We start from the raw sequence: 24,801 nt of genomic DNA, 5'->3' as shown, positions 1-24,801 counted from the left end.
GAACGGCGGAACGAGCGGCGGAGCGAGCGGCGCCGACGGCAGCCGGCTCGCCGTGGACGGGCTGATCGACGACCCGAAGACCCGGATCATCGTCTGCTGCGGCTCCGGTGGTGTCGGCAAGACCACCACCGCGGCGGCCATCGGCCTGCGGGCCGCCGAGCGCGGCCGCAAGGTCGTCGTGCTGACCATCGACCCGGCCCGCCGGCTGGCGCAGTCGATGGGGCTGACCGAGCTCGACAACACCCCGCGGATCGTCAAGGGCGTGAGCGGCGAGGGCGAGCTGCAGGCCATGATGCTCGACATGAAGCGGACCTTCGACGAGGTCGTGCTCGCCCACGCCGAGCCCGAGCGGGCCCGCGCGATCATGGAGAACCCCTTCTACCAGTCCCTGTCGGCCGGCTTCGCGGGCACCCAGGAGTACATGGCGATGGAGAAGCTCGGCCAGCTGCGGGCGGCCGAGGAGTGGGACCTCATCGTCGTCGACACCCCGCCCTCGCGCTCCGCGCTGGACTTCCTGGACGCGCCGAACCGGCTCGGGTCCTTCCTGGACGGCAAGGTGATCCGGATCCTGACCGCGCCGGCCAAGGTCGGCGGCCGGTCCGCGATGAAGTTCCTGAACGCCGGGATGGGCCTGTTCACCGGCACCCTCGGCAAGATCTTCGGCGCCCAGCTGCTGACCGACGTGCAGACCTTCGTCAGCGCGATGGACTCGATGTTCGGCGGTTTCCGCGAACGCGCGGACCGCACGTACCAGCTGCTCCAGGCGCCGGGCACGGCGTTCCTGGTGGTGGCCGCTCCGGAGCGGGACGCGCTGCGCGAGGCGGCGTACTTCGTGGACCGGCTGGCCGCCGACCGGATGCCGCTGGCCGGGCTGGTGCTCAACCGGGTGCACGGGACGGGCGCGCCGCAGCTCACCGCCGAACGGGCGCTGGCCGCCGCCGAGGCGCTGGAGGAGAACGGCGCGGAGCACGCCTCGCCGGAGGCCGAGCTGCTCGCGGCCGGGCTGCTGCGGCTGCACGCCGAGCGGATGCAGGTGATGGTGCGCGAACGCCGGACCCGCGACCGCTTCGTCTCGGTCTACCCGGACGTGCCGATCGTCGAGGTCGCCGCACTGCCCGGGGACGTCCACGACCTGGACGGACTGCGGGCGATCGGCGAACGGCTCAGCGGCTCCACCGGCTGACGCCGGCCCCGGACACCGGTCGGCCCGGACACCGGTCGGCCCGGGCCCCCCAGCCCGGGCCGACCGACCGTCCTGCTACGACCCGGGGGCTCAGCCCGCCTGGGCGTAGTCCGTCAGTATCACGCCGGTGGCCAGCGAGGCCTCGTACTCCGTACGCGCCGTCTCCAGCAGCCGGCGCCACGAGATCACGGTCGGCCGGCGGCGCAGCAGCGCCCGGCGCTCGCGCTCGGTCATCCCGCCCCAGACCCCGAACTCCACCCGGTTGTCCAGCGCGTCCGCCAGGCACTCCGTGCGCACCGGGCACCCGCTGCACACCGCCTTGGCGCGGTTCTGCGCCGCCCCCTGGACGAACAGTTCGTCCGGATCGCTCGTGCGGCAGGCGGCCTGCGCACTCCAGTCGTCTACCCAGCCCATGCCGGCGCCGTCCTCTCCCGAATCGAGGCTCCCCCACGGCGGCAACGGCATATTCACCGTTGCCAGTTGAGGACGTTACGGAAGAACGACAGGTTGCAACAGCCCCTTCGGGCTCAATCTCGAATGACCCAATTGGACTATGGGTGGCGATCAGCTCACTCGTTGGAGTGATCGCAGGTCGCAAGCCTTGCCAGCCCGACGGGCGCCACTCTCGCCACGCGGGTCGTCACTCAGCGCTACCGGACACAGCGGTGCAGCGGGCGACAGCTGCCTCAAAAGCACCCCAGGAGCGGGCAATTCGGGCAATTCTCATCACTCACAAGAGTGATCGATGCTGACACAGCGAAGCTGTCGCAAGCTTGTGACAAGCGTAGGCGAACACCTGCCCCGGTGTGTGGCATTCGGCAACGTAGGGTTCTCCCCATGGCACCGAAGCGCCCCCAGGCATCCCCGCCCCCCGGCAACACCGGAGCTCCGCGCGGCAAGCGCCGCGGGTCACCGCTGGACTACGCGGGACACGGAGTGAAGTTCCTGGGGGTCAGTGTGCTCTCCGGCGTCCTGCTGGCCGGCATGGCCCTGCCTGCCGTCGGCGCGCTCGGGCTGACCGCCAAGAACACGGCGGAGGGCTTCTCCAACATCTCGGACGACTTCAAGACCCCGCCGCTCACCCAGGCGACCCAGATCTTCGACGCCAAGGGCGGGCTGATCGCCAAGGTGTACGAGCGCGACCGCACCGTCCTCACCGCCGACCAGATGTCGCCGTACATGCGGCAGGCCCAGGTCGACATCGAGGACGCCCGCTTCTACGAGCACGGCGCCGTCGACCTCAAGGGCGTGCTCCGCGCGATCAGCAAGAACGCGGAGAGCGGCACCGCCTCCCAAGGCGCCTCGACGCTCACCCAGCAGTACGTGAAGAACGTCAACGTCGAGAAGGCCGGTGACGACCAGGCCGCCGTCCTGGAGGCCCAGCGCAAGACCCTGGGCCGCAAGATCCAGGAGCTGAAGGTCGCGATCAAGCTGGAGGAGGACCTGACCAAGGACCAGATCCTCACCAACTACCTCAACATCACCTTCTACGGCCACCAGGCGTACGGCATCGAGGCCGCGTCCCAGCGCTACTTCAGCAAGTCCAACAAGGACCTCACCATCGCCGAGGCCGCCACCCTGGCCGGCCTGGTGCAGAACCCGTCGCAGTACGACCCGGTGCGCTTCCCGGACAACGCGGTGAAGCGGCGCAACGTCGTGATCGACAAGATGGTCGAGAACAAGCACGTCACCCCGGACCAGGCCAAGGAGGCCAAGGCCGCCCCGCTGGGCCTGAAGTACAAGGACCCGCAGAACGGCTGCATCACCGCCCAGGCGGGCATGGGCTTCTTCTGCGACTACGTCCGGCACGTGGTCAAGCAGGACCCGGTGTTCGGCAAGAACGCCGCCGAGCGCAAGAAGTTCTGGGACCAGGGCGGTCTGAACATCTACACCACCCTCGACCCGGACAAGCAGGCCGCCGCCCAGGCCGCCGTCACCACCAAGGTCAAGGTCACCGACCCGGTCTCGGCCGCCGCGACCATGATGGAGCCGGGCACCGGCAAGATCCTGGCGATGGCCCAGACCCGCCCGTACGGCCTGGAGCCGGCCAAGAACCAGACCGTCGTCAACCTCAACGTCGACGCGGCGATGGGCGGCGGCAACGGCTTCCAGCCCGGTTCGACGTTCAAGCCGATCATCGCCGCGGCCGCGCTTGAGAACGGCATGCCGCCCACCAAGGCGTACCCGTCCGAGAACCGCATCGAGTGGCCGACGATGAAGACCTGCGAAGGCACCTGGAAGAACACCGAGAAGGGCGACAAGCGCTACGTCCCGAACGAGAGCAAGAGCGAGGTCGGCCCCTACGAGCTGAAGCAGGCGATGGCCCTCTCGGTCAACACCTACTTCGTTCAGATGGAGCAGGAGATGGGCCTCTGCCCCGTCAAGCAGATGCTCGACAAGCTGGGCATCACCGCCACCGCGTCCGGTGACAAGATCGACGTCGTGCCCTCGATCACCCTGGGCACCAAGGAGATGTCGCCGCTGACCATGGCGAACGTCTACGCGACCTTCGCCGCCCGCGGCAAGCACTGCACGCCGATCGCGATCAACAAGATCACCACCGTCGACGGCAAGGACGTCAAGGTCCCGCAGACCAGCTGCACCCAGGCCTTCTCCGAGCAGACCGCCGACGCGATGAACACCGTCCTGCTCAACGTGACCGAGAAGGGCACCGGCGCCACCCTCGGCCTGGAGGACGGCCGCCAGATCGCCGGCAAGACCGGTACCACCGACAAGAAGAAGGCCGCCTGGTTCAGCGGCTACACCCCGCAGCTCGCGACCGCGGTCTGGATCGGCGGCCCGACCGGCGGCGTCGAGATGAAGAACATGAAGATCGGCGACACCTACTACGGCTCCGACGGCGTCTTCGGCGCCACCGGTCCCGGCCCGATCTGGAAGATGGCCATGGACGGCGCGCTGAAGGGCTCGTCCAAGGAGACCTTCCAGACCGTCGACATCCCGGACCCGGCCCCCAAGCCGGACCCGAACGCCACCGCCCCGGCCAGCCCGCCGGCCGACCCGAACGCGGGCGGCAACCCGCCGCCGGCCCCGAACCCCGGCATCCCCGGCACCAACGCGGGCGGCGTGATCGGCGGCGGCTTCACCTTCCCGCCCGGCGTCATCGGCGGCGGTGACGGGAACGGCAACGGGAACGGCAACGGGCACGGCCGCCACTGAGCGGACGCCCGCCGAACGACGAGGGGCGCCCCCCGAGCTGATCGCTCGGGGGGCGCCCCTCGTCCCGGCCCTCTGCGGGACCGGTCGGCTTGCCGCGGGCTCAGCCGGCGAGCGCGGACTTCACCGCGGCGGCCACCCGGCCGCCCTCGGCCAGGCCCTCGACCTTCGGCCGCACCAGCTTCATCACGGCGCCCATGCCCTGCGGCCCGCTCGCCCCGCTCTCCGCGACGGCGGCGGCCACGATCGCCGCCAGCTCCTCGTCGGACAGCTGCTTGGGCAGGTACCCGGCCAGCAGCTCGCCCTCGGCCCGCTCCCGGGCGGCCTGCTCGGCCCGGCCGGCGGTGTCGAAGGCCTCCGCGGCCTCCCGGCGCTTCTTCGCCTCCCGGCCGATCACCTTGAGCACGTCGGCGTCGGAGAGCTCGCGCTTCGCCTTGCCCGCCACCTCCTCGCTGGTGACGGCGGCCAGCGTGAGCCGGATGGTGGACGAGCGCAGCTCGTCCCGGTCCCTGATGGCAGCCGTGAGGTCCTCCTGCAGCTGCACCTTGAGCGTGGTCATGGCCCCGAGTCTCCCACCTGCGACGTTCCGCCGCCCACCATTAACCGTGCCCCTCCCCCGCGCCCTCCCTCCACCCGGCCTCCCGCTTTAAAGTGGTTACATGACCGACGAGCGAGCCCCCGGCCTGGTCCTGCACTCCCCCGGCGGAACGCGGTTCCACTTCGACCCCGGCACGCTCTGCCTGGAACTGCTGCCCACCGGCGGCCCCGGCCCGTACGCCCGCTACGAGGTGCTGCACCGCCCGTCCGACCTGGCCGACTGGGCCGGGCGCTCGCGGCTCGCCCTGCCGCCCGGCGCCGTCCGGATCACCGACGGCCAGCTCACCGCCGTCCGCGCCCTGCGGGACGCCCTCTGGCGGCTCACCGCGGCCCGCGCCGCCCACGGCCCGGCCGCCGGGGACCCCGCCGACTACGCCGTGCTCAACCGGGCCGCCGCCCGGCCCCCGCTCGCCCCGCAGATCGCCCCGGACGGCACCCCGGCACCGCCCCTGCCCGGCGACGGCGACCAGCTCGCCTCCGCCGTCGCCCGCGACGCCATCGCCCTGTTCACCGGCCCCCACGCGGACCGGGTCCGCGAGTGCGGCGCCGACGACTGCCGGCTGCTCTTCGTCGACACCTCACGGCCTGGGCGGCGGCGCTGGTGCTCGATGGAGCGCTGCGGCAACCGCCACAAGGTCCGGGCCCTGCGCGCCCGGCGCGGACAGCCCGAGGAGTGACCTCGCGCGTCCCCGCCCGGCCCCGCGCGTCCCCGTGCGTCCCCCTACGAGCACCGGCAGTTCACCTGCTGATCCGCCGTCTGAGAGCATGGAACGATGCGACCGCTGTACTCCGTTCCCCTCGGAATCGCCGCCACCGGCGCCGCCTGCCTCGCCTACTCCGCCGGGTACGAGGTCCGTTCCTTCCGCCTCAGGCGCGTCGAGGTTCCGGTCCTCCCCCGGGGCGCCCGCCCCATCCGGGTACTGCAGGTCTCCGACATCCACATGGTGGGCAACCAGGCCAAGAAGCAGCGCTGGCTCCAGAGCCTCGCCGGCCTGCGCCCCGACCTGGTGGTCAACACCGGCGACAACCTCTCCGACCCGCTCGGAGTCCCGGCCGTCCTGGACTCGCTCGGGCCGCTGATGGAGTTCCCCGGCGTCTACGTCTTCGGGTCCAACGACTACTACGGCCCCGCCCGCAAGAACCCGGCCCGCTACCTCCAGGCCATGCGCAGCGGCGTCCACGGCATGAACAACCCCGACGGCAGCGCCGCCCGCGGCATCTCCGGGGCCGTCCACAACCCGTGGGAGAAGCTGCGCGACGGCTTCGACGCGGCCGGCTGGCTCGACCTCACCAACACCCGGGGCCGCCTCACCGTCGCCGGCCTCGACCTGGAGTTCACCGGCCTGGACGACCCGCACATCCGCCGCGACCGCTACAGCGAGGTCGCCGGCGGCCCCTCCGCCGACGCCGACCTCTCCCTCGCCGTCGTGCACGCCCCCTACCTGCGCGTCCTCGACGCCTTCGCGGCCGACCGCTACCCGCTGATCCTCGCCGGCCACACCCACGGCGGCCAGCTCTGCATCCCCTTCTACGGGGCCCTGGTCACCAACTGCGACCTCGACGCCAAGCGGGTCAAGGGCCTCTCCACCCACCAGGCCGGCGGCAGCCGCTCCTACCTCCACGTCTCGGCCGGCTGCGGCACCAACCGCTACACCCCCGTCCGCTTCGCCTGCCCCCCCGAGGCCACCCTCCTCACCCTCACCCCGGTCTCCCGCTGACCCACCCACCCCGCTCGCCGAGATACCGGATTTCGTCTCTCGGCGAGCGTCCGGTAGAGTTCTACTCGTCGCGAAGGAGACGGAGCGACAAACAGAAAGACCGGGGTGTGGCGCAGCTTGGTAGCGCGCTTCGTTCGGGACGAAGAGGCCGTGGGTTCAAATCCCGCCACCCCGACCCAGTAAGACCAGCTCAGGGCCGGTCTCCCGCAAGGGAGACCGGCCCTGACTGGTTTTCGGGGCCCGCTCTGGAGAAATCCTGGAGAAGATCTTGGAATTCCCCTCCAGGACGGGCCCTACTGGCTGCCCTTCAGGAGAGCGTCGAGAACGGCCACAGGTGAGCCAGGGCACATCTGCCGACGCGCGTCGAGCGCGGCGTCCCAGATCGAGGTGAGGCCGTCGACCAGTTCCTCGCGCATCTCGGTGGTCACGTGCGAGTAGCGGGCCTGGACCGACCCATCCATGTGGCCCATCCGTTCGTCCGCCAGGACCTTGGGCGTCTTCAGCTCATCGAGCAGCACCTTCTGGAGATGGCGCGCGCTGTGCGGCGTCATCCCCTTGGCGATCGGCATCCAGCAGGAATCCGCACGCGCCGTGGCCCCGCGTCCCCTGGCCGGTACGCCCGGCCAGGGGGCGGCCAGCACCGGCACCGGGTGGGCCTCCTCCTTGCCGCGCGCGGGATACCAACCGGTGACCGCAGGCTGGAAGAGCCAGGTGCCGAAACCGGAGCGCCGCCAGTGCGCCGCCCGCTCCCCCGAGGTGGCGTTCCGCACGTAGCCGAGGTCGGCGATCGCCTTCTCCACGCGAATGCGGGTGGCCTCGGCCACGGCGTCCGGCCGGTTCAGCACGTTGGAGACCGTCCCCGTGGAGACGCCGGCTCGCCGCGCGACGTCGACCAGCTTCGCTCCGGGACGTTGGGCGGCCCCGTTGGCAGCACCGTGTCCGCTGAAGACGTAGGTCCGGCCGTGGCACTCGCAGGGCTTCGGGGCGGTCCGGCTGATCTGTCCGGTGAGCAGGCCGGTGATGAACCGCGGGGAGTCCACGGTCCGGTATGAGTCGTCCTTGGGTGAACAGCGGTGCAGTTCGCCGGAGTCCAGCTCGTAGAGCTGGTGCTCAATGCGGATGCTCGCCGAGCGGACGTACTCCGTCTCCAGTCCGACCAGCTCACCCCAGCGCGGCCCCATGTAGCCCTTGGTGGTCACGGCCACGAACTCGTCGTCCCGGCCGGACAGCAGGGACGCGCGCTCGGCAATCAGCAGGAGGCCCAGCGCACTGGTGACCACCTTCTCCGGGCCGCGGTTCCGGGAGCGGCCCGCTCGGCGGCCTCGCCCTCGGCGGCGGCTGGCCGGGTTCGCCTCGCGCAGTCCGTCCTCGACGGCGTCCCCAAGGATCAGGTGCAGGGTGCTGCGCCAGGTCTTGATGCTGCTGACTGCGTAACCCCGCTCGCGCTCCTTCTTTGCCCACTCCTCGATCTGGGCCCGCGTCAGGTCGACGACGGCGATCTGCTCGAACTCGGGAAGCAGGTGCTCCTCGATGTGCCGCCGGTAGTTCTGCATGGTCGACGGAGCGAGATCCTGGAGGGCGTACCACTCGTTGGCGTACTCGCCGAACGTGGTCCTGTTGGCTACGACGGCCTTCTTCAGGCCAGCTAGCAGTTTGGCCTCCTCGGCGTCTGCGGCCTTCTTCGCAGCGGCCTTGGTGCGGAAGCGGATGGCCTCGCCCTGATCATCGCGGACGGTGGCGTACTTGCCCGGCGCGAGCTTGTACCGGCCGCGCCAGTAGCCGCCGAGGTTCTCGGCGTAGCCCAAGTTGTTCTCCCTACAAAGAGGCGTGCCGCCCGGCAGAATCCGGGCGGCACGCGATGGTGTACTCAGGCGGCGTTCGCCTGCTGGTGAACGGCGGACCGACGCGGCACTCGCGCACGAAGGCGAACCGGAGCACTGGCCGGCTCCGGAGCCCGACGCGGGCTCATGCGTGCCTGTGTGGTGGCCGCCCCCAGCCGGTTCTCCGGGGGCGGGGCCGGCCTCGTCTCGTAGAGCTGGATGATCTCGGCGAACTGGTCGGCGGTGAACCGGTAGGAGCGACCGGGCTTCGTGAACGGAATGCGTCCGCGCCGCGCCTGCTCCTTCACCCACCACTCGGACATGCCGATGGCTTCGGCCACGTCCGCCGGGAGAAACAGGGGCGGCAGTCCGTTCTGCGTCTTGGGCAAGGTCAACCCTCCTGAGTTCTATTGGGGGTGCTTCCCCTTGTTCTCTGAGGTACCGCTACCGCCGCTACCCCGCTACCTTGCAGGTCAGGGTGGGTGGATTGGTAGCGGCAGAGGTAGCGGTAGCGGATCGGACGGGGTCAGCCGACCGTGGTGAGCCCGGCCGGGACGGCGGCGGGCACGTCCTGCCCGGTGGTGGCGGATGCCGGGTCGGTAGCCGCTACCGCTACCTCTTCCGCTACCGGAAAGAGGGTCCTGACCTGCGCGGTAGCGGAGGTAGCGGAGGTAGCGGCAGTTTCGGGAACGGGCGGGCAGTAGCGCAGCCACGCGTCGGCGAGGTCTTCGGCGTAGTAGCCCTTGAGGACCGTTTTGGGGGCGGTCTTGATGTTGCGGGTCTTGATGGGCTTGCCGGCGGCGGTGACGTACTCGCCGAGCATCTGGGACAGGGTGCGGGTGGTGAGCGGGCGGCCGTCGAGGTCGGCCCACGGGGCGTCGTCGAGGTCGTTGAGCTTCTCGACCAGGACGTTGCTGAGCACGCGCTCGGCGCCGTCGAAGATGGCGCGCACGTCGGTGAGCAGGCGGATGCCGAGCGATCCACTGTCGGTGTCCTGTGCGGCCTTGACCATGTGGAGGCAGGCGGCGCGGGCCCGCTTGGGCCAGTGCCCGCCGGCGGCCTCGGCGACGGCGAGCAGGGGTTCCCACACGTCGGCGGGCCGGTCGTTGACACCCTCGGGCATCTCGGGCCACGCGCCGTCGACCTTCTCGCGTACGGCGTCGGCCCAAGCGGCGAGGCGATCGCGTAGTACGTGGCCCTCGGGCACGTGGATGCGCTCGCGGAAGGGCTCGACCTTCTCGTTAGGGGCCCGGCGACGCATGCGAATGACGATCGAGCGGCCCATGATCGTGTCGGGCAGGTCCCCGATTCCGGCGAGGGCGAGGGCGGCGTAGACGGGGAACTTGACGACCTTGTGGGTGTCGCCCTCGCGGACGCTGCGGGTGACGCCTCCGGTACGGCGGTATCCGGAGTTGATGAGGCCGCGCAGGTCTTCGGCGCCGGCGGCCTTGGGGCCGAAGACGGTGTCGACCTCGTCCCAGAGGATGGTGGGGCGCCCGGCGTCGTCGCCGGAGATGGAGCGGAACAGGGCGCTGGCGGAGATGTCGTTGGTGACCATCGGGTTGGGGACGATGGTCTGGGCGATCTCCAGCACGCGGGTCTTACCGCTCTGCGGTTCCGGGGAGAGCAGGGCGAGGCGGGGGGTGGTCTCGAAGCAGTCCATGAAGTGGGTGTGGACGCCCCACAGCACGAGCGCGACGTAGGCGTGTTCGCTGGGCAGGGCGTTGAAGCGGCGGTGGTGGCGCTCGATCTCGTCGAGCAGGGCGGCGCCGTCCTCGGTGGGGGTGACGGCGTTGGTCGAATCGGTCATGCTGGCCTCTCTGGTTCTGTGAGCCGGAGCGGAGCGGCCACCGGTTCTTTGCCGGATGGGTGGCCGCTCCGGTGTGCTCGTAGGGTGGCTAGGTGAGGTGGGCGCCGGCGGCGGCAAGGCCACGGGTGACGGCGCGGGTGGCGTAGGCGTGGGGCACCCCAACGGACACGGCCGCGCCGATGAGCTGCTCGGCGAGGGTGCTGAGGTGGCAGGGGCCGGGGCAGCGGGTGTGTTGGGCGGCGAGGAAGCGGGCGGCGCCGAACGCCTGTGAGCTGGCGCCGTTTTCCTGGCGGGCGCGGATGAGGTCGACGCCCCGGGCGAGGCCGGTGCGGACGTAGCCCTCGGTGTGGCGGCATCCGTGGTCTGTGTTGCGGGACCACGTGCTGCCGGGGGTGGAAGAGACCACCCGGCTCCCGCTCGGCGCGGGGGTGGTGTCTTCCTTGGCCGCGAGGGCGCGGACGGCGTCGGGCAGGTCGGTCATGGTGCCGATGCCGGGTCCGAGCCAACGGGCGTAGTGCATCAGGGACTTGATGTCGACGTCCGGGCGGACGTGATTGGCGGAGTTCATGACGCCCCGGTAAATCCAGTGCTGTCCGCGCGTGGTGGGCACGGTGAGCGTCGGGGGCAGCGCGGCACAGGCCCACGTTACGGCGTCCGCGCTGTCGAGATCGACGACGGTGACACCGGCCCCGCCGGGGTGGTAGCCGACGGCGGCGGCCTGTCGCCAGGCGCGGGCCCATGCCGAACCGGTCAGGGTGCCAGGGGCAGTGGTGGCGGCGGCCCATGCGTGGCAGGGCAGCGGGCACGCGCACGGGCCGGGGGTCTTCATGTTCGGCCGGCCGCCGCACGCGATGTCCGCGCAGGTCGGGCAGTTGTGCAGGGGTCGCTTGTTGGCGCTGAGCGGTAGTGCGGGGATGCCCCGCGCGGCGAGCCAGAGTGCGAGTTGTAGCAGCGGGGAATGGGTCACGCGACCCTCCCCCGGTGGCGCTGGCCGGTGACGGGCGCGGTGAACAGGGTGTTATCGGGCACGGGTTCCTCGTGGGAGGTCACAGCGGCGGGGCGGAGCCGCACCGCAGGGGCCGGTGCGGCCTGGGCCAGCGCGGCAGCGGGGGTGTGCTGCTCAGCGCAGACCTTGTGCGAAGGCCGACACTGGTCGTCGCGGAGTGGGGTCGGTCCGCCGCACCACCGGCACGGCAGGATGCGGGTGCGGTCGTAGTGGCAAGCGTCGCGCCAGTCGAGGGCGCTCATGCGGCGGCGGTGCCGGGTGCGGTGTCGATGAGGGTGGCGATGATGTGGTCGGCCGCTGCCGCCGTGGCGGGGTCTGCGTCCACGCCCCACCGCGCGCGCAGGGCGCGCAGGGTTTCGATCAGGGGTTGATCGGGTTGGGCGGTGATCTGGCCGACGCGGGCCGGGCTGAGGCCGAGGCGGGCGGCTATCGCCCGGATGGACAGGCCGGCGGTGTGGTGGGCCCATCGGATGGTGGCGTCGCGCTCCAGCCGGGCGGCGTCGTCCCGGAACGCAGCCAGCGCCAACCGCAACGGCGCCTCGGCGGCGGGTTGGGTGTCCAGTTTTCTGGACACCCGGGCCCCGCCCTGGGCGGGCGCCGGGACCGGGGCGAGGGCGGGTGGGGCGTCCAGTTTTCTGGACACGGCAGCCCCTTTCCGATGGGCGGCAGGCGGGGTGCGGGTGGCATGCCGGGCGAGGGAGGCCAATACCTTCTCGCGCCACCGGAACGCCCACACCCGGCAGTTGGCACATGTGATGTGGGTGTGGCCGGGCAGGGGCGGACGCTTGCGGGCGGAGTAGGACCAGGCCATGGAGTCGGCGGAGGCGAGCATGCTGCCGTAGGACGCCAGGCCCGACGTCTTGATCCCGAAGCCATGGAGCCGGATCCCAGGAACGCGGTCGCGGACGGCCGCGATGATCTCGGCGGCTTCCGTGGTGGCCTGCCTCCGGCACACCGACCCGATCCCCACGATCGGCTCACCCGCGAGGTCCACGCCCGCATCCCCGTACCGGTCGATGCAGGTCAGGTACTCCTCCAGCCGGTAGCCCTGGAGGACGGGGATGAACGGCAGGTCCGGCGCGATGTCCCGCAGCAGCAGGTAGTTCGCGACGGTGCGGCGCTGGTGCTCGGCCACGCTGAGGCCCGTGCCGGCGAACGTGACGCCGCCGCCGGCCGTGCCGCCGCTGATGACGATCGGCTCGCACATCCAGTCCTGCGGCGACGCCCACAGCAGCCCACCGATCTCGTCCCGGTAGCGGCGCACCCGGTCCGCGTACTCGTGCGGGGAAGGGCCGTGGTCCCAGGAGCCGTATTGCTGAAGCTCGGTGAACCCGCCCGAGTCGAGCGACCAGTTTCCGAGCGCCCGCGGCAGCTGCCGGCGGGAGCGTAGGCGGCGGTCGGAGACGAACAGCCAGGCCCGGGTGTCCTTCAGCCAGCCGGGGGCGTGGGTGCCGAGGAAGAAGTCCACGACAACGCGCCGGTCACCGGTTGCGGTTGGAGACAGTGACGTTGACGTTCACAGCGCCCTGCCCGCCGCCGCCCCGGCCACCGCTGCCGCCGGTGGTCTTGGCGAGGGCGTAGGCGCCGACCCCGAGCACGGCGAGGCCGCCGACGCTCCCGGCCGCCGCCGCGACGGCCTGAACCGCGTAGCCGATGCCAAGGCCGCCGGCGCCGAGGGCGACGCCACCGGCGAGCAGGCGGGCGGGCCACGGGTCCCGCGCCGGAACCGGGTTGGTGGCCGGGGGCGGGGTGGGAAGGTAGACGGTGGTCGGCGCGAGGGCCGGGGCGTGGACCACCGGGGCGGGGGCGGCGGGGTGGTAGACGGCGGGCGGTGCGGTGAGGTTCTGGGCGGGGGGGGAGGTAGTAGGGGGTGCCGTCCGGGCCGTGGAGCACCGGGGCGGCGAACAGCTGCTGCGGGGCGGTGGTGCGGTCCATCGGGTTCTCCCGTCGGCGGGGCGGTGCGCGGGTGGGTGGGTCAGTGGCCGGAGACGAGTCGGACCAGGGAGGCGAGGAAGTCGTTCACGGGTCCGGCGACGCCGGTTCCGGCGGCGGTGAAGCCGGAGAGCCAGAGCACGAGCGCGGTGGGCAGGGAGACGCGCCGGCCCCGGATGAGGACGGCGGAGATGATCGCGAACAGGATGGTGGTGCTGAGCGCAACGATCACGGCGGGGCTCTCTTCCGGGGGGTGGATGGGTGTGGGGCGGCCCGCCCCGAGACTGTCGGGGCGGGCCGTGGTGCCTGTTGCGTGCCTGTAGTGCCGGCCTGTCTGTCGCCTGTTGCCTGTCGCCTGTCTGTAGCCTGTAGTCCCGCAGGTCGCAGGGGGTCTGACAGGTGTCGGGCGGGCGGAACCCCCTCCCTGCGGGGCGGGGGCGACAGGCGACAGACAGGCGGTCTGGTCAGTCGCCGGCGGGCGGTTCGGGCAGGTGCTGACGGTGGACGTAGCGGGCCTTGCTGCCCTCGCCGACGCGCACCACTTCGCCGTTCTCGGCCCAGGACTTGAGCCATCCGGCGATGGTCGGACGGGTGGTCCCGAACTCCGGCTTGAGGATCTTCTCCATCGCGCTCGCTCCCGTGCCCTCGGGCCCCGCCGTGATGAGGAGCATGAGCGCGGCCTCCCGGGCACCGGGCTCCGGGGTGGCGAGTTCGCGGCCGGTGGTCCAGGTGGACGGGTCGGCCCAGTCGGTGCCGGGCGGGTTGGGGTCGGCGTCGGTGCCGGCGGCGGGCAGCAGCCAGATCGATTCGAGGTCGTCGACCGGCGCCTCGGCGGGGGTGTCCCATCCGGCCGTGGCCTTCCACCCGCCGGCCGGAGCCGAGCCCCGGCCGGTTCCGGCCGCCGGGCCGCCGGCGGTGCCGGTCGTTGTGGCGGTGGCCGTGACGGCTTCGGTGCCGGTGGCCCAGAGGTGGCCACAGCGCTCCAGCAGCCAGCGGTCGGTGTAGTCGGTGCCGGCGGCTTCGAGGGAGGGGGCGTCGAGGGCGGGGCGGCGGTGGGCGGTGAGCACGCTGACCTCCTCGATCATGCCGGGGGTGATGCGCGGCTGGTGGGCCTTGGCCGGCTGCTTGCCCTCGGTGCCGACGAGCACCGACCCCGGCCCGGAGAAGCTGTCCTCGGCGCGCAGGGCCCGCCAGCCGAAGAGGTGCCCGAGTTCGGAGTCCTCGAATGCGCCGGTGGCGAGCCGGTTGGAGGCCATCTTGCGCACGAGCGGGTCGGGCATGACGTCCTGGGTGACGCGCAGGACGGAGACCACGGCGCGGATGGCCATGGCGCGGGCGATGCGGATGACCTCGGAGACGCCGGCGAGGACGGCGCGGGCCTCGCGGGTGGCGGCGACCTCGGCGCCTTCGTCCATGACGATGACGATCTCGGGGACGGTCGGGCCGACGGGCAGCTTGTCGTCGTTGGCGTCGCGCATGGCGTCCTGGTAGGCGGCCTTGCGGCGCTTGGCGATCCGGACCGCCGCCGCCAGCATGCGCTTGGCCTCCTCGGGGGTGGACGCCACCCAGTCCACGCCCGGCACCGGGATCTCGGCGTCGGCCCAGCGGGAGCCGGGCCGGTGGATCTGGGCGTCGCGCCAGGCGTTCAGCCAGGGCAGGCCGATGGACCCGGCGTTGAGGTCGATCACCCACACGAGCGTGTCGTTCGTCTGGAGCAGGCGGGCGACCAGCGTGTGGAGCCAATTGGTCTTGCCCGACCCGGTGGGGCCGGTGACGATGGTGGACGCCTGCCGCAGGTCCATCTCGGCGCGGGCGCCGTTGGACAGCAGCGCGACGGGGATCGGGTTGTTGACGGTCGTCACCTCGCTCATCTCATCGACGGGGAAGTCGAGCGCGTCGGTGAGGACTTTGGTGGTGACCTGGACGAGGACGCGCCGGCGGGAGATGCCGGGCATGACCTGGAGTCCGCAGCCGTCGGGCAGGTCGAGGTCGGAACCGAGGCCTTCGGTGCGGTCGGTGATGGACCGTCGGGTGGTGCCGCCCTCGGGCAGCTCGATCTCCAGCGTGTACCCGGCACCGGAGGGCCAGTGCTCGACCCCGAGGACGGTGACGTCAACGTTGCAGACGCGCTTGATCCGGTCGGTCCACTCCGCGGCGACCTGTCGGCGGGCGCCGATCAGCAGCAGATGCTGCCGTTTGGCCTGCTCGACCTCCTCGTGCGCGGCGAAGCCGACCGCGAGGGTGCCGGCGGCGATCCCGGCGGCGGCGAGCGAGCCGATCTCGGGCCACTGCCACGGGCCGCCGTGGGCCAGGGCCCAGGACGACCAGCCGCCGGCCGTCATCCAGCACGTGCTGCGGAACGTGAGGGTGGCGGCGGTCAGCCGCTTGCGCAGACCGGCGCCGATGGTGCCGAGCGCCCCGGCCGCCCCGGCGGCGAGCGCCCAGGTGGCGGGCATGCCGCTCGCGTGGCCGAGCGCGGTGGTGGTCAGCGCGCCGGCGGTGGCGTTGAGGGTGCCGGACAGGATGCCGTGTCCGGCCTTCCAGTCCACGCGGGGACCGGAGTTCTTCGTGGTCTTGGTCATGCGGTGGTCTCCAGCCGTACGGGGCCGGGCCGTCCACAGCCTGTGGACGGCCCGGCGGGGTTGCGGAAGGTCGGAGCTGGGGCGGGGAGGGTCAGACGTTCCACTTCCGCTCGGCGTCCAGGCCGTTGCGGGGGTTCTCGTGGCGCTCCAGGTCTTCGGCGTGGGCCTTGCGGAAGGTGGGGGCGACCTCGTCGAGGGCGTGGACGACCGCGCCCATGGCCCGGTAGCCCTGGCTGATCTCCTCGACCACGCTCGGGTCCAGCGGCAGGCGCTCGGCGGCCTGCTCGGCGAGGACGCGCAGGACGTCCTGGAGCGTGGTGAACGCGACGGGCAGGTCGTCGGCGAAGGCGCCGAACTCGATCATCGTCTCGGGGTCGAAGGTGGTCGCGGCCTGGAGCAGGACGTCGGCGGCGGAGGTGAGGTTGAACGAGGCGGCGGAGGTGCCGCTGTCGAGGTCGGACACGGTGGACTCCTTCACGGTGGACTTGCCGAGGGCGATCGGGGCGACGGCGGGCGTGGTGCCGGGACGGGAGGGGCGGCCGAAGAGCTCGAACGCGGGGCCGCCGGCGCCGGGAGCGCCGGCCGGGGCGGGGGCGGGGCGGCCGGGGATGTTGACGTACTGGGCGGGGACCGGCACGGCCACCGCCCCGACACCGGGCGTGTGGGTGTCGGTGGGGTTGGCGGTGCCGAGGATCGCGGCGTTGCGGGCGTCGCGTACGGCGCGGGCGCGGGCGGCCATGCGGGTCCAGGTGCGGCGCATGTGGCCCGCGACCTTGCCCTTGTGGCGCCAGTTGCCGACTGCCGCCGACGCCAGGCCGACCAGCCCCGTCGCGGCGGCGGCACCGGCCATCCGCGCGCGGTGGCGCATCGCCGAGCGCCGCAGGGCCTTCGCCTGCACCGGCGAGGGCCCCGATCCGCGCAGGACACCGGGCCCTGCCGGGTGGGCGCCGGCGCCGGTGGTGGGGTCGATCCCGGCGGCCCGCTCGGCCTTGGCCTGGCCCTTGGCGACCCTGCGGGCGGTGCGCTCGGCGACCTTCGCGAGCCGCTGGTCCCGCCGGTCGACCTGTCCGGCGCCGGCCCCGCTCTGCGGGGTGGAGTCGGGCAGGCGGGAGGCGGCCTTGGCCAGGGTGTGCGCGGCGGCGCCGTTCGTCCGGTGGCGCGGCCCGCCGCCCTTCGAACGGGTGCCGGCGGCCGTGCCGGACGCCCCGGTCGCGCTGCGGGCGTGGGAGGGGATTCCGGCCGTTCGACCCATGGCGGAGGGTCCTTTCCGAGACACGGAGGAGGAGTTGGGAGCGGCCGGCGGGCGCCCGCCGCCGGCCGTCGGACCGGCGGATCGGCCGGCCGAACGGGGGGCGGACGGGGCGTAACGACCCGCCCCAGCAGCCGAGGCGGCACCGCCCGCCCTCGGCGTGCGTCCGGCCGTGGTCGGGGTGAAGAGGCCACCCGGCGCGGTCGCGCGCTGGGCGGCGGCGCGGCGGGTGGCGGTGTTCGGGGTGTGGTGGCGGGTGGCGGCGCGGCGGCGGGCCAGGCCGCCGATCGCGGCGGCACCGGCGGCGGTGCCGGCCACGGCGAGGGTGACGGGGCCGCCGAGGGACAGCGCTCCGGCGACGGTGCCGCCGAGCGCGTTCGCCACGGCCACGGCGAGCGGCACACCCGGAACCGCCCCGACCGCCGGAGCGGGCGGGGCGGGTGGCGTCTTCGCCTGCGGCGGAGCGGGGGGTGGCTGGATCTGGGGGACGGTGGTGACCTCGACGAGCGTCGGGGCCGGTGGTTCGGCCATGATGCGGGTCTCCGGTTCTCTTGGGAGGGCGGAGCACCCGGAACCGCCGCGCGCTGGCGAGCTGTCGGCGGTTCCGGGCTGTTGTGGCTGGTCAGAGCCGGTCGGGCTCCAGCGAGAAGAACAGGAGCGTCGCGCCGGTGGTCTCGGGGTAGGTCCGGGCCATCAGCGCACGGATCTCCCGGTAAGCGGCCATGCGGCTGGCGGGCTTGTCCGGCTGGACCGGGAAGTGACCGGTCTCCGTGACCGCGCCGAACCCGAGGCGGACCGGGAACTGCAGCGTGATCATCCAGGTGTAGAGGACCGGCGAGTCAGGCGTGCTGGTGGTCTCCACCAGGGTCTCCTTTCAGGCCGCGAGGGCGGCGGTATCGGCGCAGGGCAGGCAGGTGCCGAGATGCGCGGGGAGGACGTAGCCGGCGTCACGGCCGCAGGTCGGGCAGGTGCGGCGGGCGGCGTTGGCCTTGGCGAGGGCGGCGGCCTTCGCGGGGGTCATCGGCCGCACGGGCTTGGCCCGGTCGATCCGGTAGAGGTAGGCGGTGCGCGGGCCCTTGGCCCGGCGGGAGCGCCAGCAGATCTGCGCGGCGACGTCCTGCCCGCCCGGGCGCAGGCCCTTCGCGCGGAGCTGCGCGCGGGTGAACAGGCCGCGCGGGGCCATGCGCCACGGGTAGGTCGGGGTGCCGCCGTGGCGCTCGCCGGTGGGGTCCCAGTGCCGGGGGCGTCCCACGGCGCTACCGGCCGGGCGCGTCGGTGTCGGGCCGGTGGTAGAAGCCGGTCAGCTTCACGGGGACGCCGCAGTGCGTGGTGAAGGCGGTGAGCCAGGCGAGCGTGCCGGAGACGACGGTGCCGTGGTCGACGGTGGCCGGGTCGACGCCGAGGGCCTGGCGCCACTGCTCGAAGTGGTCGAGGCCGTCGTGCAGCGCGACCTCGAACCCCCACAGGAAGTCGTCCGTGCCGGGCATCCGCAGGTACTGGAGCTGGATGGTCGCGGTGGGCAGGGCCGAGTGGGCGGTCAGCAGGGACAGCAGGGCACTGGCAGCGTCGATCTGGTCGGCGGCGGTGGGGCGGGTGTCGGTGGTGGTGGTCACGATGCCTGCTCCTGGTCGGTGGTCGTGGTGGGGACGGCGTGCAGGGCGGGCCGGACGGCGGGGTGTTCCTTGTAGCGGGCGGCGATCCAGCCGGCCGACCAGCCGGTCAGCTCCACCGCCTGACGCTGGGACAGTCCGGCCGCGACGGCAGCAGCGGCGACCTCCCGGGCCCGCTCCTCCGGCAGCTTCTCGGCGGCGGGACCGGCGGCGAGCAGATCGACGATGGCCTGCTCGGCGACCTCCCGCTCACGCCGCTCAGCCTCGGCCCGCTCGGCGCGCTCACGCTCGCTCGCCTCACGCTCACGGCGCTCACGCTCACGCCGTTCGCGCTCACGGCGCTCACGCTCGGCCCGCTCGGCGTCCTCCCGCCGGGCCTTCTCATCGCGCTCGGCGGCCTCGCGGCGGGCGGTCTCCGCGCGCTCCTCGCGGGCCATGCTCGCGTCGTGCTCACGCTGCTCACGGGCAACCTTGGCGTCGTGCTCACGGCGCTCACGCTCGGCCCGCTCCGTGGCCTCCCACCGGGCGAGCCGCTCGGCCCGCTCCTCCTGGCGCCGGGCCTCGGCCCGCTGTTCGCGCTGCTCACGCTCGGCCCGCTCAGCGTCTTCACGGGCGGCCAGCGCGGCGCCGATCGCCCGCCGGTAGGCGAGGGACGTCTCGGCCGTGACGATCAGCAGCAGCGGTGCCACCGAGTGAACCGCCACCCCCACCCCGTCCTTGTCCAGGGCGGACAGACCCACGTTGAGCAGCACCGTCATGAGGCCGGTCATCCACCGCAGCACGACCGGCCAGCGTCCGCCGTCGCCGTTCAGGCGGGCGAGCGTGGCGTCCATCCGCACCACGATCACCACCGCCGCGTCCACGACGATCGGCAGGATCGGCGCCGTCCACTTCCACCCCGGCGGGGTGTGGCCGGCCATGAGCGGGGTCACCGTGAGCACGCTGTACAGGACCGCGCCGAACGTGATCGCCCACGTCCCGACGCTCAGCGCACGCTCGGCCGAACGGATCTGCGCGGGGCTCATCGCCGCCTTCATCGCGGCCCCCGAACCGTGCGCCATGAGCGGGCGGTGAGCGCGCTCACGGTGGCCGTGAGCATCAGCAGAGTGGTCACGAGCGGCCACCCCCGGCGCTCACCCGGGCCCGGGAGCGGGTGCCCCTGCGCTGCAGGTTGTAGCGCTCGCGGGCGGTCAGGCCGCCGAAGATGCCGGTCGGCTCCTTGCGCTTCAGCGCGTCGGCCAGGCACATCGTGCGAACCGGGCACCCGGCGCACATCATCTTGGCGCGGCGCTCGGCCCACTCGGCCGCCTCCGGCCCGATCTCCTCGGGGTCCGGGTAGAACAGGTCGGTGTCGACACCGGCACAGGCGGCGCCACGCAGGTCGCCGTCCCCGCCCGGGCGGACCTCGGCGAGCACGGTGGCCGCCGGGCGGCCGGTCAGGTGCGGGGTGCGGGTCGCCGGCCCGCTGAGGAGGCTGTGCAGCTCGGCCATCACGCCGCCGCCTTCCACACCTGGGCCCGGCGGCGCTCGGCCGTGCGCATCAGCGCGGACGCGAAGCGGGCGGCCGGCGGGTCCAGGTCCCGCAGAACCGCCCGCGCCACGTCCAGCCGGACCAACCGGTCCTCGGCGGAGCTGTCCGTGCTGCCGTCGAACAGCTCCGTGTCGACGCCGAACCCGTAGTCGGCACCGGTCCCGAAGGCCAGCTCCGCGAACTCCTCAGGCGTTGCGGCCTCCTGGCCTGCAACAATCAGTTTCATGGGTTCACCTCGTCCAATCGGGGGGTGAGCCCGCAGGGCCGCCGCGCGATCCTTGGCCGGAGCGCGGCGGCCCGACTCATGCGGGCCAGCTACTCGTCACGTGCGAGCAGCCATGACCCCCGACCCAGCCGACAGGCGGACGGATCGGGGACCAAAGACACTCGGACGCTGGGCTTCACCAGGCCGCCGTTGCCACGCCGGCCGGTCCCGAGCCCGTGATCGGGCGCGCCATCGTCACTGCTCTGGCGCCAGCAGGGCGACGCGCACCGGGTGGCACCCCGCAAGCGGGGTCTCGTCCAGAGCCGGTGCGACAGGAAGTGGTCGCCAAGGGGCGGACATCTCCCGGTCCGCAGCGGGGACGAGGAGAAGCCCCTCGTCGCGATAGACACTCTGTGGAGTTCTTAAGGAACGACCGCTTCCTTCGAGGGGCTGTCACCCCACCCCTCCGGGCGGCAGACGTGCAGGAATAGCGAGGCCTGAGAGAACTTTGTTCTCTCTGCCGCACAGTCCACTGTGAGGCAGAGAGGCAGAGTTAGCAAGCTCATCGGCCGGGCGAGATGCGGAAGCATTGGTTCCGGCCAGACGGTGCGGCACTATGAGGCAGAGACGCAGAGGGATGTGGAGTGTTGATGGTCGAGTGGACCGGAGAGAAGTCCGCCTACCGGCAGGTGGCGGACGACCTTTGCGCGAGGATCGCCAACGGAGAGTTTGAGGCGGGCGGAAAGATCCCGTCCCTGGCGAAGCTCCAGGAGCACTACACGGTGACCGCCACCGTCGCACGAGCGGCCGTCGAGCACCTCAAAAAGGCCGGCTTGGTGGTGAGCCACCAAGGCAAGGCAGCGTTCCTGACTGCGGACGCGGCGTCGAAGGCGACGGCGGCAACGGCCGGCGAGGCCGGGCGGCTGCGGCGTGAGCTCGACGAAGTTCGTGGCGAGCTTCGCGAGTTGCAGGCCCGGGTCGCGGAGCTTGAGGCGCGATGACGCGCAGGTGGGGGGTTCGGGGGATCGCGGCCTTGCTGCGGTCCCCCGGTCGCATAGCGCGGACCGAGTTTCACTGATGCCTCCTGGCGTGGACTGGTCCCAGTTCACACCGGGGCGGCGCCGCGCAGGTATCACAGAGCTTTACCGATATTCGGTCGCGGCTCCTTACACGACTGCTATCACGACTTCTATCGCGATTTTCAGGTGACTCAACGAGCCGCTACACTCGCGGCACGAGCAGTTTCCTAGGAGGGGAATATGGCTCGGCAACGCCCAGGATGGAACCCGGCAATCCTCAAGGCCATCAGGGAATCCCACGAACTGACCCTTGAGCAAGTCGGCGAGAAGCTGCGGGACATCGGCGAGCGGCACAGGTTCCACCTTGCCGCCAACTTTCAGACAGTTTGGGCTCACGAAAACGCGACGTCGTATCCCCGCCCTGACTATCGCCGCGCCTACGGCATTCTCTATCGCTTGAACGAAGCGGAACTGGGCTTTCGCCGGGCTCTCCCCGGAGAGGTGGCTACGGTGCCCAGCCAGCGCGCAACAGTCGAAGCAGCCCCCGACCCGGCCGGTGCGATCCGCGAAGCACTCGACAGCGTCCGCGAGGGGGCAGGCGAGGTTGACGTTGATGCATTCCGCACCCGGGTCATCGACGCGTGGAAGCGCCGCAACGGCGCCGAGAGTGGCCCGATGATCCTCCTGGTAGGAGGATACGCCGGGTCCGGGAAGAGTGAATTCGCAAAGTTCCTGGGTCGCCTCACCGGCTGGCCCATTCTGGATAAGGATTCACTGACCCGCCCACTGGTCGACCAACTTCTCGCCGCACTAGGCGGCGAGGCGAACGATCGAAGCTCTGACCTCTACCGGGAAAAGGTCCGACCGCTCGAATACCGCTGCCTCATGGAGGCCGCATGGGACAACGTCGACTGCGGGACATCCGTGATCCTCGATGCCCCGTTCCTGGCTGAGTTTTCTCAAGAGGAATGGATGCAGCGGTTCTACAACCGGTGCAAGGCGAAGCGGGCGACAGTCGCGGCCATTTGGGTCGAGTGCGACTCCGACTCCATGAAGGAATACGTCGAGTTTCGTGGCGCTGCCCGCGACCTCTGGAAGATGGAGCACTGGGAGGACTACCTGGCCACGGTCGACCTGAAGTTGCGTCCTCAGGGCCCGCACTTCGTGGTCGACAACCGCCTCGGCGCGGCCATTGCCGCTGCTGACCAAGCTCGCGACGTACTGAGTGGAGGCGTGCTGTGATCGCTCGGGGCCTCATCCTGTACGGGCCGCCCGCCGCCGGGAAGGACACGGTGACCCGGGCGCTCCAGGACATCAGTCCGGAGTACCGACTGTTCTCCCGCCTCAAGGTCGGATCGGGGAAGTCCGTCGGATACCGGATGGGCACGGCCGAGCAGCTCGCCGAGCTGAGGACCGACGGCGACGTCGTCTACGAGAACAGCCGGTACGGCAATGTCTACGCCATCGACCGACCGGGTCTGGGCGAGGCGTTCGAGGACGGGATCCCGGTCGTCCATCTGGGACAGATCGACGGCATCGACGCCCTCGTGAAGGGGTACCCCGCCGCCTGGTCTACGGTGCTGCTCTGGTGCACCCGAGAAGAGACCGCGGTTCGGTCGGCCGGTCGAGGGGACGCCGACACCGGCGCCCGGCTGGCCGCGTGGGACGCCACGCGAGCCGATGTGGACGCGCACCCCGGTCAGCGGTGGGACCTCACGGTGGACACCGGCAGCACCGGGCCGGCCGAAGCGGCTCGGCTGATCGACGAGCTGGTGTCGACACGGGGGTGAACGAAAGACGGCCCGACAGCGGGCGCTACGGCTGAGCGAGACGGTCGAGGGCCTCATCGGGCGTCAGCTCGGTGAGGCCCTTGCTGCTGTCCCACCGTGCCAGCGTCTGAGCGGCGGCCCGCAGGACCTCGTCCGGGAGGCCGGCGCTGGCGAGCAGGTCGGCGGCCTCTTCCACTTCCGGGCCCCAGCGCCATGCGCGGGTCGCCGTCTTCGCGATGTACCCGGTCTCCGTCAGGTAGCTGCCCTGCCGCTTCCCGGCGACGTCGAGCAGCGCTTCGTCCACGCCGTGGGCTCGCGCCGCGCCGAATGCCAGCGCCGCCAGCACGCGCGATGCCTTCTGGTAGGAGCTGTAGGCCAGCTTGAGTGCCGACGCCTGTCCGATGTCGTTGCCCAGCACGGGCGTCTCCACCGGGCTGCCGGCGAACAGGCCCTCCAGCAGCGCGAGTGCGTCCGCCGGCCCGGACAGGTAGAGCCGGGTCCGCTTGCCACCGATCGGCGGCGAGCCGATCACGGCGCCGTCGACCACCGCGTGGGTGGAGCCGACCAGCAGGTCCGCGATGCGCTGGGACCTCTCCGGGTTGATGGCGTTGGCCTCCACGTAGACGCCGGCGTACTGCCGCTCAGCGACGGCCCGGGCCACGTCCTCTGCTGCGGCCGGCGGGCAGAGGCTGAGTACGACGTGGGCCTGCCGCAGCAGGTCGTCGAGGTCGGCGGCGGGTTCGAGCCCGGCGCGCTCGGCCCGTGCCGCGGTCTCCGGGCTGCGGCCCACCGGGCACCACAGCACCCGCGCCGCGTTCGGGCGAGCGCAGGCGGCTACGGCTGCCCCCATGCTCCCTGGGTGAAGGATGCCCACAATCGGCCTGACAGTCATCGTGAGTCCTCCGGGAGTCCGAGCAAGAAGTCCAATGCATCGTTGGCGGTCTCGGCAATATGGTCCGGGGCCAGGCCCGGTACCATCCACGGTCGTCCGGCTGAGATCCATATGGTCCGCAAGCCAATCGCGCTGGCTCCGGCGATATCGGTCATGGGGTTGTCGCCAACCATCCAGCCCACACCCGACACCTGGCTGTCGCACCACTCAGTCGCCGCGTGGAACGCTCTGGGGTCCGGCTTTCGGACACCGATCTCCTCCGAGATATAGACCCCGTCGACTCGGCCCAGGATGCCCGCAGCAGCGATCTTGGCCCGCTGAATGTCGGCAGACCCATTGGTCAACACACGTGCCGACCAGCCAGCGGCCCGTAGTTGGTCGAGGCGGGACAGTGTCGTCGGCCTGCAGACCACCCGGGCTGCCATTCCGGTCACGTACCTGTCCCACAGTTGGGCAGCCGACTCCACCAGGCCGAGGGTGCAGCGAAGGCCGTCGAATGTAGCGACCGTCGCGCGCTCCCTGAGCCCCTCGGCGAGACAATGTGCTGCCTCTGGCGACAGCCGCCGGGACGCACCGAAGTCGGCGACCCAGTCCGCCATAGCACCGTTCCGGTTGATCAGCGTGTTGTCGAGGTCGATGAGAACGAGCTTGCCCATGACGGCGACCCTACCGCCGGCCTCATCGACCGCTTCGCGGGAGATCGA

General features: G+C 71.8%; 26 protein-coding genes and 1 tRNA gene. 8 read left to right on the top strand and 19 right to left on the bottom strand.

All coding sequences use genetic code 11. The annotated features are described in order from the left end of the window. Window positions 1-52: 52 nt before the first annotated feature. Window positions 53-1,183 carry an ArsA family ATPase gene (locus tag ACFVVL_RS22180; RefSeq protein ID WP_387677862.1) on the top strand — a complete coding sequence of 377 codons (1,131 nt, stop codon included), beginning with the start codon at window positions 53-55 and terminating at the stop codon, window positions 1,181-1,183. 90 nt (window positions 1,184-1,273) lie between these two features. Here ACFVVL_RS22180 and ACFVVL_RS22175 read toward each other — a convergent pair whose 3' ends face one another. Continuing rightward, entirely contained in the window at window positions 1,274-1,597 is a 324-nt protein-coding gene (locus ACFVVL_RS22175; RefSeq protein WP_344338874.1) for a WhiB family transcriptional regulator, read from the bottom strand. Window positions 1,598-2,020: 423 nt separating this feature from the next. On the opposite strand from ACFVVL_RS22175, the gene ACFVVL_RS22170 reads away from it, so the two are divergent. Next, entirely contained in the window at window positions 2,021-4,360 is a 2,340-nt protein-coding gene (locus ACFVVL_RS22170) for a transglycosylase domain-containing protein (protein ID WP_387677778.1), read from the top strand. Between the two features lie 100 nt (window positions 4,361-4,460). Here the strand turns inward: ACFVVL_RS22170 and ACFVVL_RS22165 are convergent, their stop codons facing one another. Continuing rightward, window positions 4,461-4,916 (bottom strand): GatB/YqeY domain-containing protein, encoded by a 456-nt coding sequence (locus ACFVVL_RS22165; RefSeq protein WP_380296198.1) that lies wholly within the window; start codon window positions 4,914-4,916, stop codon window positions 4,461-4,463. Between the two features lie 100 nt (window positions 4,917-5,016). Here ACFVVL_RS22165 and ACFVVL_RS22160 point away from each other — a divergent pair, with 100 nt between their 5' ends. The 3 genes from ACFVVL_RS22160 to ACFVVL_RS22150 all read left to right on the top strand — a co-directional run bounded on the left by ACFVVL_RS22160 (window position 5,017) and on the right by ACFVVL_RS22150 (window position 6,847). After that, the gene (locus ACFVVL_RS22160) at window positions 5,017-5,631 is read left to right on the top strand and encodes a CGNR zinc finger domain-containing protein (protein WP_387677775.1); all 615 of its coding nucleotides are present in this window, start codon (window positions 5,017-5,019) and stop codon (window positions 5,629-5,631) included. A gap of 96 nt (window positions 5,632-5,727) precedes the next feature. After that, entirely contained in the window at window positions 5,728-6,672 is a 945-nt protein-coding gene (locus ACFVVL_RS22155) for a metallophosphoesterase (protein ID WP_387677772.1), read from the top strand. Between the two features lie 101 nt (window positions 6,673-6,773). After that, a tRNA-Pro gene (locus tag ACFVVL_RS22150) sits at window positions 6,774-6,847 on the top strand. 118 nt (window positions 6,848-6,965) lie between these two features. Here the strand turns inward: ACFVVL_RS22150 and ACFVVL_RS22145 are convergent. The 15 genes from ACFVVL_RS22145 to ACFVVL_RS22075 all read right to left on the bottom strand — a co-directional run bounded on the left by ACFVVL_RS22145 (window position 6,966) and on the right by ACFVVL_RS22075 (window position 20,438). Beyond that, window positions 6,966-8,477 carry a LacI family DNA-binding transcriptional regulator gene (locus ACFVVL_RS22145; protein ID WP_387677770.1) on the bottom strand — a complete coding sequence of 504 codons (1,512 nt, stop codon included), beginning with the start codon at window positions 8,475-8,477 and terminating at the stop codon, window positions 6,966-6,968. Between the two features lie 62 nt (window positions 8,478-8,539). Next, window positions 8,540-8,881 (bottom strand): helix-turn-helix domain-containing protein, encoded by a 342-nt coding sequence (locus ACFVVL_RS22140; RefSeq protein ID WP_387677767.1) that lies wholly within the window; start codon window positions 8,879-8,881, stop codon window positions 8,540-8,542. A 137-nt stretch (window positions 8,882-9,018) separates the two neighbouring features. Then, entirely contained in the window at window positions 9,019-10,302 is a 1,284-nt protein-coding gene (locus ACFVVL_RS22135) for a DUF3631 domain-containing protein (protein ID WP_387677764.1), read from the bottom strand. A gap of 88 nt (window positions 10,303-10,390) precedes the next feature. After that, a complete protein-coding gene (locus tag ACFVVL_RS22130; protein ID WP_387677761.1) occupies window positions 10,391-11,269 on the bottom strand; it encodes a bifunctional DNA primase/polymerase in 879 nt (292 codons plus the stop codon). 277 nt (window positions 11,270-11,546) lie between these two features. Further along, a complete protein-coding gene (locus tag ACFVVL_RS22125; protein WP_387677758.1) occupies window positions 11,547-12,776 on the bottom strand; it encodes a hypothetical protein in 1,230 nt (409 codons plus the stop codon). Between the two features lie 13 nt (window positions 12,777-12,789). After that, window positions 12,790-13,104: a hypothetical protein gene (locus ACFVVL_RS22120; protein ID WP_387677756.1), complete on the bottom strand. Its 315-nt coding sequence runs from the start codon at window positions 13,102-13,104 to the stop codon at window positions 12,790-12,792. A 179-nt stretch (window positions 13,105-13,283) separates the two neighbouring features. Next, window positions 13,284-13,472, bottom strand: a complete 189-nt coding sequence (locus ACFVVL_RS22115; RefSeq protein WP_387677753.1) for a hypothetical protein — start codon at window positions 13,470-13,472, stop codon at window positions 13,284-13,286. A gap of 232 nt (window positions 13,473-13,704) precedes the next feature. Then, window positions 13,705-15,822, bottom strand: a complete 2,118-nt coding sequence (locus ACFVVL_RS22110) for a hypothetical protein (RefSeq protein ID WP_387677750.1) — start codon at window positions 15,820-15,822, stop codon at window positions 13,705-13,707. Window positions 15,823-15,913: 91 nt separating this feature from the next. Beyond that, window positions 15,914-17,602 (bottom strand): hypothetical protein, encoded by a 1,689-nt coding sequence (locus ACFVVL_RS22105; protein WP_387677747.1) that lies wholly within the window; start codon window positions 17,600-17,602, stop codon window positions 15,914-15,916. 91 nt (window positions 17,603-17,693) lie between these two features. Then, a complete protein-coding gene (locus ACFVVL_RS22100) occupies window positions 17,694-17,933 on the bottom strand; it encodes a hypothetical protein (protein ID WP_387677744.1) in 240 nt (79 codons plus the stop codon). A 12-nt stretch (window positions 17,934-17,945) separates the two neighbouring features. Then, entirely contained in the window at window positions 17,946-18,323 is a 378-nt protein-coding gene (locus ACFVVL_RS22095) for an RRQRL motif-containing zinc-binding protein (protein ID WP_387677741.1), read from the bottom strand. Between the two features lie 4 nt (window positions 18,324-18,327). Then, a complete protein-coding gene (locus ACFVVL_RS22090; RefSeq protein WP_387677738.1) occupies window positions 18,328-18,684 on the bottom strand; it encodes a hypothetical protein in 357 nt (118 codons plus the stop codon). Continuing rightward, a complete protein-coding gene (locus ACFVVL_RS22085) occupies window positions 18,681-19,706 on the bottom strand; it encodes a DUF2637 domain-containing protein (RefSeq protein WP_387677860.1) in 1,026 nt (341 codons plus the stop codon). The genes ACFVVL_RS22090 and ACFVVL_RS22085 overlap by 4 nt, the downstream gene beginning before the upstream one ends. A gap of 85 nt (window positions 19,707-19,791) precedes the next feature. Continuing rightward, window positions 19,792-20,172, bottom strand: coding sequence for a WhiB family transcriptional regulator (locus ACFVVL_RS22080; RefSeq protein ID WP_387677735.1), 381 nt, complete (start codon window positions 20,170-20,172; stop codon window positions 19,792-19,794). Continuing rightward, window positions 20,172-20,438 carry a hypothetical protein gene (locus ACFVVL_RS22075; RefSeq protein ID WP_387677732.1) on the bottom strand — a complete coding sequence of 89 codons (267 nt, stop codon included), beginning with the start codon at window positions 20,436-20,438 and terminating at the stop codon, window positions 20,172-20,174. Before ACFVVL_RS22075 ends, ACFVVL_RS22080 begins: the two co-directional genes overlap by 1 nt. Before the next feature lie 629 nt (window positions 20,439-21,067). Between ACFVVL_RS22075 and ACFVVL_RS22070 the strand changes: the two genes are divergently transcribed. The 3 genes from ACFVVL_RS22070 (at window position 21,068) to ACFVVL_RS22060 (ending at window position 23,226) form a co-directional block, all read left to right on the top strand. Further along, window positions 21,068-21,418, top strand: a complete 351-nt coding sequence (locus tag ACFVVL_RS22070; protein WP_387677729.1) for a GntR family transcriptional regulator — start codon at window positions 21,068-21,070, stop codon at window positions 21,416-21,418. Between the two features lie 258 nt (window positions 21,419-21,676). Next, on the top strand, window positions 21,677-22,678 hold the full coding sequence (locus ACFVVL_RS22065; RefSeq protein ID WP_387677726.1) for an AAA family ATPase: 1,002 nt from the start codon (window positions 21,677-21,679) through the stop codon (window positions 22,676-22,678). Next, complete coding sequence (locus ACFVVL_RS22060; RefSeq protein ID WP_387677723.1) at window positions 22,675-23,226, top strand: guanylate kinase; 552 nt, start codon at window positions 22,675-22,677, stop codon at window positions 23,224-23,226. Before ACFVVL_RS22065 ends, ACFVVL_RS22060 begins: the two co-directional genes overlap by 4 nt. Before the next feature lie 25 nt (window positions 23,227-23,251). On the opposite strand, the gene ACFVVL_RS22055 is transcribed toward ACFVVL_RS22060, so the two are convergent. Beyond that, window positions 23,252-24,055: a DUF1932 domain-containing protein gene (locus ACFVVL_RS22055; protein WP_387677720.1), complete on the bottom strand. Its 804-nt coding sequence runs from the start codon at window positions 24,053-24,055 to the stop codon at window positions 23,252-23,254. Between the two features lie 38 nt (window positions 24,056-24,093). Continuing rightward, window positions 24,094-24,753 carry an HAD family hydrolase gene (locus ACFVVL_RS22050; protein ID WP_387677717.1) on the bottom strand — a complete coding sequence of 220 codons (660 nt, stop codon included), beginning with the start codon at window positions 24,751-24,753 and terminating at the stop codon, window positions 24,094-24,096. Between the last annotated feature and the right edge of the window lie 48 nt (window positions 24,754-24,801).

The sequence above is a fragment of the Kitasatospora sp. NPDC058115 genome (assembly GCF_042884635.1).
Lineage (GTDB): Bacteria > Actinomycetota > Actinomycetes > Streptomycetales > Streptomycetaceae > Kitasatospora.
Note: the sequence above shows the minus strand (reverse complement) of the source record. Positions and strands in the feature narration are given on the sequence as shown.